The sequence below is a fragment of the Streptomyces sp. NPDC025638 genome (genome assembly GCF_055558775.1).
Window position 1 is genome coordinate 93,163 of sequence record NZ_JBVHLX010000014.1, and the last position, 15,911, is coordinate 109,073.

Sequence of the window (15,911 nt, forward strand, 5' to 3'; positions counted from 1 at the left end):
TCGGGCAGACCCGCTCACGCATCCGTCGGCTGATGCAGCGCGGTGTCGGCCGGTCCCTGGGTGAAACGCGTGAAGCGGACCTCCAGGCCGTCCCGCTCGGGCGAGCAGCAGAAAGGCCCTGCTGTCGCTGAGGCTTCCGCAGGCAGCGGGGCCAGCCGGACCGTGCGCCAGGGACCGTCCTCGCAGCGGGCGCGGACGGTCACCGCGTCCCCACGGCGGCTGGCCCGCACGGTGACGCGGCGCTTGTGCCAGTCGGGAACCGGGGCCAGCGACCAGTCCGAGACACCTCGGGTGACGACCGCACCCAGCTGGGGCACGCCGTCGGACGCCTCGACCCCCGCCTTGATCCATGTCTCGGCGTCGACGCGCACCATCAGGCCCGCTTGGTCGTAGAGCGTCTCGAAGTCGGCAAAGAAGGTGACTTCGGTTGCGCTGTCCTGCGGGAAGTCGTGGAGCAGGGCGTGTCCGTCGTCGCGTATGAAGCCGTAGCTGGTGGTGCGCCAGAAATCGCTGCGAGCACGGGCGGTGACCAGAAGGTCGGGTCCGTCGGTCTCCATGCGCTGGGGCTCGTTGAGCCAGGTGGCCTCGTGCCAGGGAACCCTGTGGTGCTGACCCATGTGTCCTCCTTGGCCTGTGACTGGCTCTCAGACGTGCCGACCGTCGGAAGAAGCGCCCTCGTGCTCGTTCCGAGGGGTGGGGGGCGGGGCTGTGGTGGCCCGGGGGATCAAGTGCGTGGGGAGGACGATGTGTTGCTTGTGGTCCGCGTCGGATTCATGGATGAGTTTCAAGGCCAGCTCGCCGGCGAGGCGGCCCATGTCCGAGGGTGACTGGGCGACCGTGGACAGGTCTGTCCACTGGGCTATCTGGTGGTCGTCGAAACCTATGACGGAGATTCGCTCGGGCACCTGGATCCGGGTCTGGCGCAGGAAGTGGATGATGGCGATGGCCAGTTCGTCCATCTCGGCGAAGATCGCAGTGGGCGGCTCCCTCAGGCTCAGCAGCTTGCCGACCCCCTCCGTGATGCCCCGCTTGTCCTCGAACGACATGGTGACCACCAGGTCGTCGTCCAGTGGGATGCCCGCCTCGGTGAGGGCCTGCCGGTAGCCGAGCAGCCGCTCGCGCGAGCTGAAGCAGAAGCCGCTGGCGCCCAGGGTCGGTGCGAAGGCGATCCGGCGGTGCCCGAGGTTGAGCAGGTGCCGGGTGGCCTTGCAGGCTCCGGCCACGTCGTCGACGTACACGCTCGGGCGGCCTTCGGCGTGCTGGCTGACGTAGATGACCGGCATGCCGAGGTCGTCCAGCCGCAAGGTCTCCTCTTCGGTGAGGTCGAACCCGAACACCACCAGTGCGTCGGCGTTCCGCCGGGCCGGGAGGCGCTCGAAGAACGCGGTGCGCTCGGTCATGTCGGGTATCACATAGACGGACAGCTCCATGCCGGCCGCGCGCAGCAGCGGACCCAGGCTGGACAGCGCCGACCCCATGAACCACGAGTTGAGCGTGGGTACGAGCGCCGCCACGACCCCGGTCTTGCCCGTGACCAGACTCGCGGCCTGTCGCGAGACCGCGAAGTTCAGCTCACGAGCGGCCTCTTCGACCCGGGCACGGACCTCCGGCGAGACGGTGGGCAGGCCGCGCAGGGTGCGCGAGACGGTGGATGGGGAAACCCCTGCCCGTTCGGCGACGTCGGCCATCGTGGGGAGCCGTTGAGCGGATGACATGAGCGGAAGTTAGCACAGATCCGCTTGTCTGTTCACTGTCTCGTGACAGCGCTGTCACGAGGTTTAATACGCACTCTTTGTCCCGATTTACTCCCTCAATAAGGTGTGCGGCTCATCTAAATCCGTCTGTATTACCGGCAAGTTACGCATTGACTTCCCGTAGGTGCCCTCCTAGCGTGCAAGCGTTGTCTCGACGGGATCGATCTCGTTTCCGGGTAGCCATGCGCTGGCTCATTGACCAGCTCTTTTCCTTCCCGCAACGTCGTGACAGCACTGTCAGCCGCTGCTTCGGTTTCGCACGACCAGGAGAAAGACAGTGAAGACCAGGACCACCAGAACCCTTCAGTGTTCGGCAACGCTCGCCACCGCCGGACTGCTCCTCAGCGCCTGCGGCTCGTCCGGGGGCAGTGGCTCCGGGGAGCAGGCAGGGAGCACGTCGTTCCAGGGCCGTGGCCCCATCACGTACGTGGCCGGCAAGGACACCTCCGGCGTCGTCCCGAAGGTCATCGCCCGCTGGAACGAGCTGCACCCGAAGGAGAAGGTCACCTTCATCCAGCTGCCGACGGACGCGGACTCGCAGCGCCAGCAGATGATCCAGAACGCGGAGACGAAGTCCGACGCCTACACGGTGCTCTCCCTCGACGTCGTGTGGACGTCGGAGTTCGCCGCCCACCAGTGGATCGCCCCCCTGCCCGAGAAGCAGTTCCCGCTGCGGAACATGCTGAAGCCGGTGGTGGAGACGGCGAAGTACCGCGGCAACCTGTATGCGGCCCCGGCGAGTTCGGACGGCGGAGTTCTGTACTACCGCACCGACCTGCTGAAGAAGGCCGGAGTCAGCAAGCCTCCGACCACGTGGTCGGAGATGACGGCCGACTGCGCCAAGGTGAAGAAGCTGCCCGAGGCCAAGGGCATGTCCTGCTACGCCGGCCAGTTCCAGAAGTACGAGGGCCTGACGGTGAACTTCGCCGAGGCCGTGAACTCGGCGGGCGGTGTCGTCACCGACGCGAACGGCAAGCCCGACGTCGACACCCCCGAGGCGAAGAAGGGCCTGGACTTCCTCGCCGGCTCCGTCAAGGACGGCACGATCCCCAAGGAGGCCATCACCTACCAGGAGGAGGACGGCCGTCAGGCGTTCCAGTCCGGGAAGCTGATATTCCTGCGCAACTGGCCGTACATGTACTCCCTGGCCCAAAAGGCCAAGGTGGCGGGCAAGTTCGCGGTCGCACCCCTGCCCGGCCTGAACGGACCCGGCTCCTCCAGCCTGGGCGGGCACAACCTGGCCCTGTCGTCCTTCGCCAAGAACAAGGCCACGGCCCTGGACTTCATGAAGTTCTTCAGCAGTGAGGACAGCGCGAGCACGTTCCTCAAGGACGCCTCCCTGGCCCCGCCGTACGCGGACCTTTACGACGACCCGTCGCTGGTCAAGCAGTACCCGTATCTGCCCGTCCTGAAGGAGTCCATCCTGCGGGCCGTGCCGCGTCCGCGGGTGGTGCAGTACGGCGATGTGACATCGGCGATCCAGCAGGAGGCCTACGCGGCCCTGACCGGCAGCAAGAGCAGCGCACAGGCGCTGAAGGACCTGCAGAGCGAGCTGCAGAAGTCCACGGCGCAGTGAGGAGCGGGGCCATGGCCGATACGAAGTCCCCGCCCGACACTGCCGCGGGCGAGCCCGGCGGCGCGGCTGACAGCTGTTCAGGACAGTCCGGCAAGCCGCCGACGAGCCGTCGGCGCACGCGGACCAGGGCGACCGCGGGCTCGGGGCGGATGGCGGCACTGCTGGTGTCCCCGACGCTCCTGGTGCTGTCGATCGTCGTGCTCTATCCGACGGTGATGGCGCTGAAGGAGTCGCTGTACGGGACCAAGGGGCTGGACCCGAAGACCGGCTTCATCCGCACCAGCGAGCCGTTCGTCGGGCTGAAGAACTACACCGAGGTCTTCGGCGCAGCCGGGGACCGGTTCTGGAACGCCTTCTGGAACACCACCTTCTTCAGCGTCGTCACGGTGGGGCTGGAGACGGTGATCGGTGTGGCCATGGCATTGATCATGCACAAGGCGTTCCGGGGCCGGGCCCTGGTACGGGCCGGCATCCTCGTGCCCTGGGCGGTCCCCACGGCCATCTCGGCCCTGCTGTGGCGCTGGATCTTCAACAGCAACGGCATCGCCAACGCCGTCATCGGCCACCAGATCCTGTGGACCACCGAAGGCTTCCATGCCAAGGTCGCGGTGATCATCGCCGAGGTGTGGAAGACCGCCCCCTTCATCGGGCTGCTGGTCCTGGCCGGCCTCCAGGTGATTCCCAAGGAGGTCTATGAGGCGGCCCGGATCGACGGGGCAAGCGCCCTGCGTCAGTTCTGGCACATCACCCTGCCCCTGGTGAAGCCCGCGCTGCTGGTGGCGGTGCTGTTCCGGTGCCTGGACGCGCTGCGGATGTTCGACCTGCCGTACATCCTCATCGGTGCACAGAAGAACTCGGTGGAGACCCTGTCCATGCTCGCGCAGAACGAGGCCTCCAACGTCCGCTTCGGACCGGCCTCCGCCTACGCGGTGCTCCTCTTCCTCTACGTCTTCCTCATCGCGCTCGCCTTCGTCCGGCTGCTCGGCGCCGACCTCGTCGGCGGCGGCGCCGCACGCGGCAGCGAAGGCAGGAACAGGCGGCTGCGTATCGCGGCGCCGCGCCGCGCGGAGGTGACGGCATGACCATCACAGCGAAATGGCGAAGCCGGCTGCTGTACGGGGGTGTTGCCGCGGTGGTGGCCTACTGCCTGGCCCCGTTCTACTGGATGCTGGTCTCCAGCCTGCGGCGCACCTCGGACATCTTCGACACCTCGCTGCTTCCCTCCCGGCCGTCGCTCGAGAACTACCGGGCGGTGTTCGACCCGTCCCAGGGGTTCACACGCGCGCTGCTCAACAGCCTGATCGTCGCCGGAATCACCACCGCACTGGCGTTGCTGCTGGCCACGTTCACCGCCTATGCGATGGCTCGGCTGGAGTTCCGTTTCAAGCGGCTGATCCTCACGCTGATCATCGCCACCTCGATGTTCCCGGTGGTGTCGATCGTGGTCCCGCTGCTGAAGCTGTTCACGGACATCGGCTGGATCAACACCTATCAGGCCATGATCGTGCCGAGCATGTCGTTCGCGCTCCCGCTGGCGGTGTGGAACCTGACCACGTTCTTCCGGCAGATGCCGGACGAGCTGGAGCACGCCGCAATGATCGACGGCTGCACCCGGGGCCAGGCCTTCCGCAAGATCATCATTCCGCTGGCCGCACCGGGTATCTTCACCACGGCCATCATCACCTTCATCGCCGCCTGGAACGAATTCCTCATCGCCCTGTCGATGACGAACAAGCCCGTCATGCAGACGGCGCCCGTCTCCATCTCCAAGTTCTCCGGCGCCACCCAGTTCGAGACCCCGTTCGGCAGCCAGATGGCAGCAGGAGTCCTGGTCACCGTCCCTCTGGTGGTCATGGTGCTGCTCTTCCAGCGCCGCATCGTCGCCGGGCTCACCGCCGGCGCAGCGAAGTAGACACCGGGCGGCACGCAGTCCTGCCCTCTTCCTCCAAGGAGTAACGCAGCCGTATGTCCGGTACCGCACCGTGGTGGCGCAGCGCCGTCATCTACCAGGTCTACATCCGCAGTTTCGCCGACGGAAACGGCGACGGCGTCGGTGACATCGCCGGCATCCGCTCCCGCCTGCCCTATCTCAAGTCCCTTGGCATCGACGCCATCTGGATCAACCCGTGGTACAAGTCGCCGATGGCGGACCACGGTTACGACGTCGCCGACTACCGCGAGATCGACCCGCTGTTCGGCACCCTGGCCGAGGCCGAGCAACTCATCGAGGAGGCGCACCGGCACGGAATCCGCGTCATCCCCGACATCGTGCCCAACCACACCTCCGACCGGCACGCATGGTTCCAGGCGGCTCTGACCGCCGGACCGGGCAGTTCCGAGCGGGAGCGCTACATATTCCGGCCCGGCCGCGGACCCGACGGCGCCGAACCACCCAACGACTGGGTTTCGTGCTTCGGCGGCCCGGCCTGGACCCGACTGCCCGACGGCGACTGGTACCTGCACCTGTTCGCCCCCGAGCAGCCGGACCTCAACTGGGAACACCCCGAGGTGCGGGCCGAGTTCGAGTCGGTACTGCGGTTCTGGTTCAGCCGGGGCGTCGACGGGTTCCGAATCGACGTGGCCCACGGACTCGTCAAGGACCCCGAACTTCCCGACCTGCCGCCCCGCCAGGAGCCGGCCCGGCTGGGTCCGCTCGTCTCCCGCGATCCCGCGCGGGAGCAGCCCCGGCAGCACGTCGACCATCCCCACTGGGACCGCGACGAGGTGCACGACATTTACCGCGCCTGGCGCACGGTGGCCGACGAGTTCCTTGGCGACCGGTCCTTCGTCGCCGAGGCCTGGGCCGACACCCCCGAGCGACTCGCCGCCTACGTCCGCCATGACGGCCTGCACACCGCCTTCAACTTCGACTTCCTGATGTCTGGTTGGAACGCGAAGGACCTGCGCGCCGTCATCGACGACTCCCTTGCCATGCTCGGCGCGGTGGGTGCACCGGCCACCTGGGTACTGTCCAACCACGACGTCATGCGCCACCCCAGCCGCTACGGCCGTAAAACCGTCAAGCAGTGGGTCGCCAACGAGCCCTACCGGCCCGAAGGCCCCCTGGACCTGGAACTGGGCACCCGGCGCGCCCGCGCCGCCGCCCTGCTGATGCTCGCCCTGCCCGGCGGCGCATACATCTATCAGGGGGAGGAACTCGGCCTGCCCGAGGTCGAGGACCTGCCCGAGGCGGTGCTGCAGGACCCGATCTGGGAACGGTCCGGACACTCCGACCGCGGACGCGACGGCTGCCGGGTACCGATCCCCTGGACCGGCCACAGCGCCCCGTTCGGCTTCAGCCCCGAGGGCACTTCGGCCGCCCCCTGGCTGCCGCAGCCGGCGGGCTGGGGGGAGCGGAGTGTGGCGGCACAGACCGGGGACGAGACGTCCATGCTGGAGCTGTACCGCACAGCCCTGCGCCTGCGCCGCGCACACCCCGCTCTCGGCGACGGCGGCTTGACGTGGCTGGACGCCCCCACCGGAGTCCTCACCTTCCGACGCGAACCGGGCTTCGTCGCCGCGGTAAACCTGGCATCCACGCCCTACCGGCTCCCCGACCACACCAGGGTCCTGCTCGCCAGCGGCACCGTGGAGGGCGGCCTGCTCGCGCCCGACGAGGCAGTCTGGCTCGCCGTGTAGCCGTTCACCTGTCCAACAGGGGCTGTCGGGAACCTTGCGCGATTAGAGTGCTGTTCGACGCGCGATGAGGGGGCACTGTGGCCAAGGTCAATATCAGTCTCGACGCCGAACTCGTGGTGGAAGTGATGGTCCTGGCTGGGATCGGCTCGCCCCAGGACGCGGTCGAGGCGGTCGTGCGGGACTACATCGCCCGTGGCCACCGAACGGAGGCCCGTACCGAGCTCAAGGATCAAGGTCTGCGCGAGCTCGACGTCAAGCCACAGGAGCCGCAAGGCTGACTCCCCGGCTGCGTGCCCCCGCTCAAACGGCCGGGGCACGCAGCCGAGGGTTCGCCGGCACAAGCGGCGGAGGGCGGTTACGGAACAGCCCCGAGTTCGGGTTGCAGTTCCGTTTGGCGCGCTGTTACGGCCTTCGGTTCCCACAGTCTGGTGGTCCGTATGTAGCCGTAAACCACCGAAGTCATCGCCAGAATGAGAAGCGGGCCGAACACCAACGGATGTTTGGCCATCTCCATCGGCAGATAGCGATACGACAGCAGGAGCGCGGCGAAGACCGTCGCGCCGTAGGCGACCAGCTGGATTCCCGACCGGTCCCAGCCACGCGCCTGCAAGCGCAGCGCTGACTCGATCGTGACCGTGAACACCACGCCGGCAACGAGATCCGCACCGTAGTGGTAGCCGAAGCCCAGCGTGGCGCCGAGCGTGGCAATCAGCCAGAACGTGCCTGCGAATCGCAGAATCCGTGGGGCCTGGCGGGAATGAATGAAGATCGTGGTCGCCCACGCGGTGTGCAGGCTCGGCATGCAGTTGCGTGGGGTGATCTCGTCGAATGGCATCGGATGCGGGGCATTGACCGGCGGCGGCGCGTCCGGCCACAGGTTGGCCAACGCCCAGTGCCCGCCGTCGGCGCCGTAGGCGAAGACCGGCCCGACCACCGGGAAGATCATGTAGATGCCCGGCCCGAGGAGGCCGATCGCCAGAAAGGTGCGCACCAGATGATGGCGCGGGAACCGGCGCTCGGCCGCCACGTTGCGCAGCTGGTACAGCGCGACGATGACAGCGGCCACGGCGAGCTGGACGTAGACGTAGTCGAGCACATGGGCGCCGATCGGACCGGTGGCCCTGACAAACCGGCCCACCAGCCACGACGGATTGCCCAGTGCGTGATCGGCGATGGCCACGTACTGATCGAGCACCGCCGGGCGGGTCTTCGACGTGATGAGCAGCCAGGTATCGCCGGTCTTACGGCCGGCCACCAGCAGCAGCGCCAGCCCGACGCCCTTCAGCAGCAGGACACGTTCCTGGCCGGTGCGGAGAGTGATGGCGATGACCGCATATCCCAGAATCACCCACAGCGCGCCGTTGCCGAACGGATGGCCCTCGGTCACCTTGGCACCGACCGCCCACCGCACCAACAAGAAGACGACGTCGATGCCGATCGCGACACCCGCCGCGATGAACCGCTGCCGCCGGGGGAGCACCACCATCATCAACGCCAAACTGGCGTACAACAGGAACCCCGACTTGGGCGGGAATATCACCTCTCGCGCCTGATTGGTCATCGGCCCCGGTAGGCCGTAGCGGCGTGCGGCGATCTCCAGAGCGATGAGGAATCCGAGGGCCACCGCACCCGCGCCGGCCCACAGAATCGCCCGTGGTTGACGCCACGAGGCGAACGGAATTCTGCTCTTTATTTGCGAAAACACCCGGGATGCTATCGATATCAACTTTTTGGCCGGTTTGTTAGAAGTTGGCAACTAGGGGTCTTGTCATGCCGGATGGCATGGTTTTCCGGTGAAGAGCGGGCAAGGGCGATCATCGTGAGTTCGAACATGTTAACGGGGGAGAGCGCGAGGGTTGCATCGGAGTTACGGTCCCGACCATGGTCGCTCAGACAGTGATGCTCGTGGGAGTACTCGTGGGTGTACTCGTCGGCGCCCTGACCGGAGGCCTCGCGGATGGAGGCCCATCACCGTGGTCCCGCGCTGTTGCACCGAGTCGACCCCCGGTCCGGGCTGGGGGCCGGTGATTTTGCCTCGCTGACGAACTGGGCAGCCAACGTGGCCTTGCCGCCTCAGCAGGCCGACGGTCGCCTGACCGCCGCGTTGCAGGATCGTTCCGCGACACCCTTTGGCCGTGGACTTGGCCGCCCGCCCGGCCGCTGAGGACCTGGCGGACGCCCTCGTCCGGAGCGCAGGGGCGCAGCCCCAGGATCCCGCCGACCAGACCGAGCCCGGCCATGGACACCACGCGCATCACCGTGACCTGTCGTGGCGTCATCCGGACCGATTTCAGCATTCCCAGGTCGCGTTGCCGCTCGCGAGGAGCTGTCGCACGCTGCGAGATCGCGGTGCTAGCGGACCGTGATGCTGCCGAACGCGTCCAGCAGGCGGACGTCGATGCCGTCAGCTTTGGCGCGGGTGAGCACGGTGTCGAACGCGGCGGGGGTGTTGTCGATCAGTTTGCGGTGCAGCAAAAGGCTCTCGCGTGCCGGGCAGAAGAAGTCGTTCCAGTGGGTGGGGATGACAAGGGCGGGTTGAACGGCGCCGATGGTTGCGTTGAGGAAGCCCTCGCTGAAGCGTTGTCCGGCGCGTCCGAGACCGCCGATGCCGAGGAACAGTGCATCGGCGTGAACTCCGGTGAGCGCGCCGGGGATCCAGTTCGCCGAACCTTTGAACAGGATGCTCGTCTCTGGTGTCGCCACGAGGAAGTCGTAGGTTCCGCCCTCCTTGTATGCGCTGATGGGCGCAGGTTGCAGCAGGGGCTTGTCAATGGTCGTACCCTCACCGCCCATCGGGTTGGGGGAGTGTTTGGAGACGATGGTGCGTACCGTGAAGTTGCCCACCTCGACTGGATTCTCTGGGTCCAGGAGTGCCAAGCGATCCTCGGGGACGTTGCCGCCCCTGGCGATGTTCAGCGTGGACGGTGAGCCGTGGACGGTCGCTCCCGTACGGGTTGCGATGTACGCGACGTCCAGCGCGTGGTCATGGTGGGAGTGAGAGATGAAGATGGCGCGCACGCGATCCGCCCCCACCTTGTCGAGCGCGGCGTCCACTGCGTTGCGGTCCGTGCAGACCGGTCGCCCGAGCGCGGCGTCGAGAAGTGCGGCCGGGGTGATGAACGCGTCGATGAGAATCTGGGTGGTGCCGTCATCGACGAGCATCATGGTGGTGCCGAGCGAGGTCACCTTGACCGAGGCTTTGTCCGGTGCACCGGGATCGTCCACGAGAAGGTCTCGGTAGTCGTCGAGGTCTCCAGAGCGGCGGATCTTGGTTTGCCACACCACGCCCAGGGCCACGGCGGTCGTCAGCTTCAGCGCGAGGGCGATCGAGAGCACGGGGTGTTTCCGCACGGCGCCGGCCAACCGAGTTCGTAGACCCGGGGCGAACCCGCTGATCTCTGGCATGAAGTCTCCTTGCTCATCCTCGCGGCGCTGTTGAGACGCGTGCCCGCCATGATGCCTGCCTTCCACTGCGGGGGATGTCAGTGGCATGGGCTTGACTGTCCGCCATGGGAATCAGCGCATTCGTCGACAGCGTCTGGCGTGGCATCGAGGGGAATCCCCCTGATCGCGACCAACCCGTCATCATGGAGGCTCCGCAGGGCACGGACCTCCAAGAACTTGTTGCGGAGATCGGTTCGTGGGCAGGGCAGCACCGGAATCTGGCAGCGGGCGCGTTCGTCGATCCGTCGCTGACCGAACGTACCGGCCTGCCGCTGGTCGAGCCTTTTGGGGCAGGGGAGTTGTTCGAGATGCGGGGCTGGGGCTACCGGAACCGCTGGGTCGGGTGCGGCATGATGGCCTCCCCGCAAGGGCCCCGTACGGTCGCTGTGATCGCCCACCGTGAGGACCCGGCATTCGCAGGTTTCCCCGAGAGCGCGTCCTGGGCCGAGAAACTGCGCATGGTCACGGGCTGGGAACCGATACTCCGGCCCCGCATCGACTGGCCCACCATCGAGGCCGACCTCGGCACGCGGCTGCCCAGCGACTACAAGGAGATCGTCGATCTGTTCGGCGCGGGCAGCTTCGACGAGTACTTCGAGCTTGCCGTGCCCCGTGATTCCGGCGCCGGCCGAAATCCGTGGAAGAGCGACGGATTCGACCCGGCGCGCGGCGGACTCCTGCCTTTTGGCTGGTCCGAATACGAGCTCCTCATGTGGATGACGGGCGCGACCGATCCCGACTCGTGGACCGTGGTCACGCAGTCACATGACGGCGACGATCAGCGATTCGATTGCGGGGCCGGCGAGTTCATCCTGCGCATGCTGACAGATGTGCAGCTGGGACACTCCATGAGCCACGCCTCCGGACACTTCTTCGTGAGCCATGGCGAGCCGGACCTCTGAGAGCGATCGCTGAGTCGGCGTGATCCCGGACCTGGGGCCCGCAGGTGGTGGGTTCGGCGCCTGCCTCGCGCGGTGCGTCCTCTGTCCGTCGGCGTCGGTCCACGGACGGACCGACGCCGACGGGCCGAGGCGCTGTTGTGCACTGGGCGTGCCAGGGCACCCCCGTGGCCCTGGCACGCCATCGGGCACGTGAGCCTGTTGAGCGGCCGGAATCAATGATGTGCGAGTGCGTCGAGGGTTGTCGTTCGCACAGCGTCCACGGCCGTGTGCACACCGTCCACGGCTGTTCGGTTCAGCGCCTGGTCCCGCAGTTCACTGGGTGCCATGCCATGTGCGGCACGGAAGGCCCTGGTGAAGTCGCCGGGGCGGGAGTAGCCCCAACGGGTGGCCACGGCGTGGACGGGGAGCGTGCGCAGGTCGGGGTCGGTGAGGTCCCGGCGGGCGTTGGTCAGCCGCTGGTCGCGAATGTACGAGGCCACAGTCAGGCCCTCGTCCTGGAAGAGGCGGTAGAGGTAGCTGCGCGAGATGTGGTGGGCCGCGGCGATGTTCGTGGGGGTCAGCTCCGGATCGGCCAGATGCCGCCGGATGAAGGACTTGATGCGCAGGGTCAGGGTGCGGGCGTAAGTCTCGGGCGGCAATTCCGGCTCCGCGTCGAGGGCATGAGCGAAAACGGCAGTGACGAGATCGGTGACGACCATGCCCAGCCGCTCCGCGTCGGCTGCCCGGTAGGGAGAGGTGTCCGAGGTCAGTTGCACGAGCATCCCCGCGAGCAACGCACCCATGCCCTCCCGGCCGGATATCCGGCGTCCGACCACCTGGTCGGCCCGGTCGGCCGGGAGATTCAGGGCGGCGCGCGGGATCTCGACCCCGACGATGGTGACGGGGTCCGGTCCGGTGGATATCTCGTAGGACCGGGACGAGTAGTTCACGTGGAAGTCGTCGATCCGGTACGCCACCTGCTGCCGGCCCCAACTTGCCGCGCCGTCGCCGTGCCGCAGCAGGGACAGGTGGAACACCTCCGGGTCGGACCGGCGCACGAGCCTGGGCGTCCGGCGGAAGACCAGGTGGTCGAAGGTCGCGGGCCACAGCGTCACGTCGCCCAGCCCGATCACGCGCTGGTGTCCCCGGTAGTCCGCGGTGCGCTCGCTGCTCAGCTGCATCGGCGCGTGGGTGCGGCCCAGTTGCTCCGTCCAAGCCTCGAAGCGGTCGCTCGCCGGAAGATCCTGGGTGGTGAAGACGGTTTCGGGCAACACGGTGGTAGTCAATCACAGGGCTGCTCACGCCCCGCGAGACGTTCAGGCGCGGGTGTCTCGGAGCCGCGCAGCGGCAACGTCCTCTCCAGGGTGGGGAGTCTCCGGCGGACCGGGAAGCGTCCGCCCCAGGCGGGCGAGGGGGGACAGGGCCATCAGTGCCGGCGACAGCAACATGCCTGCGGCTGTTACCAGGAGGCTGGTGCGCGTCCCCCATACTTCCGCGAGAAAGCCGCCGAGCAGCGACCCGAGCGGGGTCAGCCCCATGCCGACAAAGTTGATCGTCGCGGCCGCGCGCCCTTGCATGCCGTCCGGAGTGACGGTCTGCCGGACGGCCATGACCGTGACATTCACCAGCTGGCTGAAGGTCCCGAAGGCGAAGTTGACCGCAAGGAGCGCGGGAACCGTCACCACAGAGGAGCCGTGCAGTGCGGGCACGAACAGGAACACGCCGTCGCCGAGTGCGGCCGCGTGGTGATGACGCCCAGCAGTGGTCCCCCAGGCGACCGGGGGAGGTAGAGGCACTCGACGATGGCCCTGCCGAGGGCGGTCAGGCCGTGGTGGGGCAAGGTCCACCAGAGCGCGAACGGGGCCCACAAGAAGTCAGTGCGATGGCTCCGAGGCCGGCCGGTACGACGGCTGTGAGCGGGTGGACACGGCGGCCGCCGAGCAGCGGGATCCAGTACGGCGGAATTTCTCCCCACGGCCGGACCAAGCCGAGCGTGAGCAGTGCCGTGACGTGGGCGGCCCGCACGCCCAGCGAGGCGGGGACGAAGCGGCGGAGCGGAACTGCGTGCTGGTCATGCGCCCATCCTCCCGACGTGCCGCTCCCGCAACGTCGTCCCCGGGACCTGGACGTCCAAGCCGACCTGGGAAGGAGATCCGTGCAACCGTCTCGCCCTCCGGAGGGAGGATCGTCAGCGCTGGGCCTGACCGAATCGTTCGAGTTCATCGGCGTCAGGCACGGACAGAAGAGAATCAGCGCCGCCTTCGAGCATCTGGGCAATTTCGGTCGAGCGCGGGAACATCGACTCCTCGTAGCGGTGCACAGCTTCGTCGATGGTGGGGGAGTGGGCGAGTGCGAGCGCGAGTTCGCAGGCGTCGAGCATGGCGAGGTTGACGCCGACGCCGAGCGGTGGCATGAGGTGGGCGGCATCTCCCAGCAGCGCGACGCTGGGTGAGTGCTCCCAAGTGTGCGGCACCGGCAGGGCGAAGAGCGGACGATCGACGTATGCGCCGTCGTTGTCGGTGATCATCCGGAGTATCCGCGGAGACCAGTCCGTGAACTCGCTCAGCAGTTGCGCGCGGATGCTTTCGGTGTCCTCGGGGTGAAGCCCGTTCGTCATGATCCAGCCCGCAGGGACGCGCCGCATGATGTAGACACGCATGTGGCCGCCGCCGTTGCGCTGTGCGAAGAGGCCGCGTGCGCCGTCGGCGATGTGGGCGTTGCCCTTCCCGACCAGTTCGGAAAGCTCGGGGTGCGTGGTCTCCATGTCGTCGAACCACGCTTCCAGGAAGCTGACCCCGGTGTAGCGCGGTGTCGCGGGCGACACGGCAGCGCGGACGCGGGAGTTGGCGCCGTCCGCACCGATCACGAGATCCGTCTCAAGGGACGTCCCGTCGGTGAACGTCAGCGTTCGCGGCCCGTCGGCCGGTCCGCTCACCGATGCGAGAGTGCGTCCCCACTGAACCGTCCCCGCAGCGAGTGACCGCAGCAGGAGGTCGCGAAGCTGTCCACGGTCGATCTCGGGGCTGGCGGTTTCGCCCTCGCCCGGCAGGTGGTGGGCAAGAAGACGTCCTGCCGGGTCCATGCGGCGCATTTCTTGGCTCTCGAACCTGGCGAGCGCGAAGAACTCGTCCAGCAGGCCCGCTTCACGGAGTGCCGGCTGGCCGTCGTCCTCGTGCAGGTCGAGTGAGCCTCCCTGGTTGCGGGAGTGCGCGTCGGGATCGCGGTCGTACACCGTCACCGCAATGCCGTGCCGCTGCAGGATGCGTGCGCACGTGAGGCCTCCCGGGCCGGCGCCGATGATGCTGATCCGTGCGTTTGCGGGGGTCGGAGAGTTCACGGTGGATTCCTTTCGTCGGTGGGGCTCCACCAAAGCAGAATCGAGTCCATAAGTGCAACCATTACAGTTTCTGCTTCGTTCCAGTGGTGAGGTACAGTGACGCCATGTCCGACTCCCCGACCGTTGGCCGTCGCGAGCGCAAGAAGGCCGCGACGAGGCAAGCCATCGCCGATGCCGCACTGGAGCTCTTCCTGGAGCACGGGTTCGAACGCGTGGGCGTCCGCGACATCGCCGAACGAGCCGATGTATCGACTACGACCCTCTTCGCGCACTTCCCGAGCAAGGAAGCGCTGGTCTTCGACCGCGAGGAGGACGTCGATGCACAGTTGGCCGCCGCCGTCCGCGAACGGCCCGCGGGCCAAGACGTGGTCGAGGCACTCCGCGCGCACGTGCTGAAGTCCTGGGTGCCCATCGCCTCGGATCCGCGTCTGGCCAGGCTGACCGCACTGGTGGATCACACGCCCGCGCTCCGTGAGTACGCGGAGCGTATGTGGATGCGGCACGCGGGCACGCTCAGCGCCGCAATCGCGGAGGAGCTCGGCCGAGAAGCCGACGATCTCGCATGCTCGGCACTTGCGCGGTTCGTCCTGGAAATCCCGACCTTGGCCAAGGGCCGACACGATCCGCGCGCGGCTGTGGAGACGGTGTTCGACCTACTGATCCACGGTTGGCAGTCACAGCATGATGCCGGGGCTGCGATCACAGGCTCCTAGGTTGTTCCATGAGCTCCTGATCTCACCTTTCAGCGGCTCCAGGTCCTCGTCCGCGCTTCGTGTCACATTCCCGGCGGCTGCCTCGTCCTACTGCTGAGACACCGTGCAGCACAGAGCAGAGGAGAGGCCGCATGCCGGCAGCCGGAGCACCACTCAACACAGCGACGCTCCACCGCTTCCACTCCGCCATGAACAGTGGCGACCCGGAAGCGGTCGCGAAGGCCATCGACGAGTTCGTCGCACCGGACGTGCTCTTCCACGCCCCGGTACCGATGGGCGCGACGGGAGCGGAGGCCCTGAAGCGGGTGTGGGAGGTACTCCTGCGCGCGTTCCCCGACATCCACGTCGCCATCGAGGAGACGATCACGGAGGGCGACAAGGTCGTCTCCAGGAACACGGTGACCGGGACCCACCGGGGTGAGTACCAGGGCCTGCCGCCCACCGGAAAGACCGTCACCTACGACGAGATCTTCATCTTCCGCTTCACCGACGGGCTGATCACCGAGATCCGCGGCATCGTCGACGTCCTCGCGCAGCTCCGCCGGCTCGGCGCCCTCCCGTCCTGAC

14 protein-coding genes and 1 pseudogene are annotated in these 15,911 nt (G+C 67.3%); 8 read left to right on the forward strand and 7 right to left on the reverse strand.

Annotation, left to right across the window (positions count from 1 at the left end; translation table 11 throughout):
* Positions 1 to 14: 14 nt before the first annotated feature.
* Positions 15 to 617: a DUF1349 domain-containing protein gene (locus ACZ4EG_RS32405; RefSeq protein ID WP_467793145.1), complete on the reverse strand. Its 603-nt coding sequence runs from the start codon at positions 615 to 617 to the stop codon at positions 15 to 17.
* A 27-nt stretch (positions 618 to 644) separates the two neighbouring features.
* Positions 645 to 1,715: a LacI family DNA-binding transcriptional regulator gene (locus ACZ4EG_RS32410; protein ID WP_467793146.1), complete on the reverse strand. Its 1,071-nt coding sequence runs from the start codon at positions 1,713 to 1,715 to the stop codon at positions 645 to 647.
* Positions 1,716 to 2,031: 316 nt separating this feature from the next.
* Between ACZ4EG_RS32410 and ACZ4EG_RS32415 the strand changes: the two genes are divergently transcribed.
* The 5 genes from ACZ4EG_RS32415 to ACZ4EG_RS32435 all read left to right on the forward strand — a co-directional run bounded on the left by ACZ4EG_RS32415 (position 2,032) and on the right by ACZ4EG_RS32435 (position 7,247).
* Positions 2,032 to 3,330 carry an ABC transporter substrate-binding protein gene (locus ACZ4EG_RS32415; RefSeq protein ID WP_467793147.1) on the forward strand — a complete coding sequence of 433 codons (1,299 nt, stop codon included), beginning with the start codon at positions 2,032 to 2,034 and terminating at the stop codon, positions 3,328 to 3,330.
* Positions 3,331 to 3,341: 11 nt separating this feature from the next.
* Positions 3,342 to 4,412, forward strand: a complete 1,071-nt coding sequence (locus ACZ4EG_RS32420) for a carbohydrate ABC transporter permease (protein ID WP_467793148.1) — start codon at positions 3,342 to 3,344, stop codon at positions 4,410 to 4,412.
* Entirely contained in the window at positions 4,409 to 5,242 is an 834-nt protein-coding gene (locus ACZ4EG_RS32425; protein WP_453553126.1) for a carbohydrate ABC transporter permease, read from the forward strand. The genes ACZ4EG_RS32420 and ACZ4EG_RS32425 overlap by 4 nt, the downstream gene beginning before the upstream one ends.
* Positions 5,243 to 5,295: 53 nt before the next feature.
* Positions 5,296 to 6,969: a glycoside hydrolase family 13 protein gene (locus ACZ4EG_RS32430; protein WP_467793149.1), complete on the forward strand. Its 1,674-nt coding sequence runs from the start codon at positions 5,296 to 5,298 to the stop codon at positions 6,967 to 6,969.
* A 77-nt stretch (positions 6,970 to 7,046) separates the two neighbouring features.
* Positions 7,047 to 7,247 carry a type II toxin-antitoxin system VapB family antitoxin gene (locus ACZ4EG_RS32435; RefSeq protein ID WP_467793150.1) on the forward strand — a complete coding sequence of 67 codons (201 nt, stop codon included), beginning with the start codon at positions 7,047 to 7,049 and terminating at the stop codon, positions 7,245 to 7,247.
* Positions 7,248 to 7,324: 77 nt separating this feature from the next.
* On the opposite strand, the gene ACZ4EG_RS32440 is transcribed toward ACZ4EG_RS32435, so the two are convergent.
* A complete protein-coding gene (locus tag ACZ4EG_RS32440; protein ID WP_467793296.1) occupies positions 7,325 to 8,617 on the reverse strand; it encodes a phosphatase PAP2 family protein in 1,293 nt (430 codons plus the stop codon).
* A gap of 704 nt (positions 8,618 to 9,321) precedes the next feature.
* The gene (locus ACZ4EG_RS32445; RefSeq protein ID WP_467793151.1) at positions 9,322 to 10,374 is read right to left on the reverse strand and encodes an MBL fold metallo-hydrolase; all 1,053 of its coding nucleotides are present in this window, start codon (positions 10,372 to 10,374) and stop codon (positions 9,322 to 9,324) included.
* Between the two features lie 104 nt (positions 10,375 to 10,478).
* Between ACZ4EG_RS32445 and ACZ4EG_RS32450 the strand changes: the two genes are divergently transcribed.
* Entirely contained in the window at positions 10,479 to 11,315 is an 837-nt protein-coding gene (locus tag ACZ4EG_RS32450; protein WP_467793152.1) for a hypothetical protein, read from the forward strand.
* Positions 11,316 to 11,527: 212 nt separating this feature from the next.
* Here ACZ4EG_RS32450 and ACZ4EG_RS32455 read toward each other — a convergent pair whose 3' ends face one another.
* The 3 genes and pseudogenes from ACZ4EG_RS32455 to ACZ4EG_RS32465 all read right to left on the reverse strand — a co-directional run bounded on the left by ACZ4EG_RS32455 (position 11,528) and on the right by ACZ4EG_RS32465 (position 14,631).
* Positions 11,528 to 12,568: a helix-turn-helix domain-containing protein gene (locus ACZ4EG_RS32455; protein ID WP_467793153.1), complete on the reverse strand. Its 1,041-nt coding sequence runs from the start codon at positions 12,566 to 12,568 to the stop codon at positions 11,528 to 11,530.
* Positions 12,569 to 12,610: 42 nt separating this feature from the next.
* Positions 12,611 to 13,036, reverse strand: a pseudogene (locus ACZ4EG_RS32460) (MFS transporter); the annotation flags it as partial.
* 446 nt (positions 13,037 to 13,482) lie between these two features.
* Positions 13,483 to 14,631 (reverse strand): FAD-dependent oxidoreductase, encoded by a 1,149-nt coding sequence (locus ACZ4EG_RS32465; protein ID WP_467793154.1) that lies wholly within the window; start codon positions 14,629 to 14,631, stop codon positions 13,483 to 13,485.
* Between the two features lie 104 nt (positions 14,632 to 14,735).
* Here ACZ4EG_RS32465 and ACZ4EG_RS32470 point away from each other — a divergent pair, with 104 nt between their 5' ends.
* Both ACZ4EG_RS32470 and ACZ4EG_RS32475 read left to right on the forward strand, forming a co-directional pair.
* Positions 14,736 to 15,344: a TetR/AcrR family transcriptional regulator gene (locus tag ACZ4EG_RS32470; RefSeq protein ID WP_467793155.1), complete on the forward strand. Its 609-nt coding sequence runs from the start codon at positions 14,736 to 14,738 to the stop codon at positions 15,342 to 15,344.
* Between the two features lie 131 nt (positions 15,345 to 15,475).
* Positions 15,476 to 15,910 carry an ester cyclase gene (locus tag ACZ4EG_RS32475; RefSeq protein WP_467793156.1) on the forward strand — a complete coding sequence of 145 codons (435 nt, stop codon included), beginning with the start codon at positions 15,476 to 15,478 and terminating at the stop codon, positions 15,908 to 15,910.
* Position 15,911: the final 1 nt, after the last annotated feature.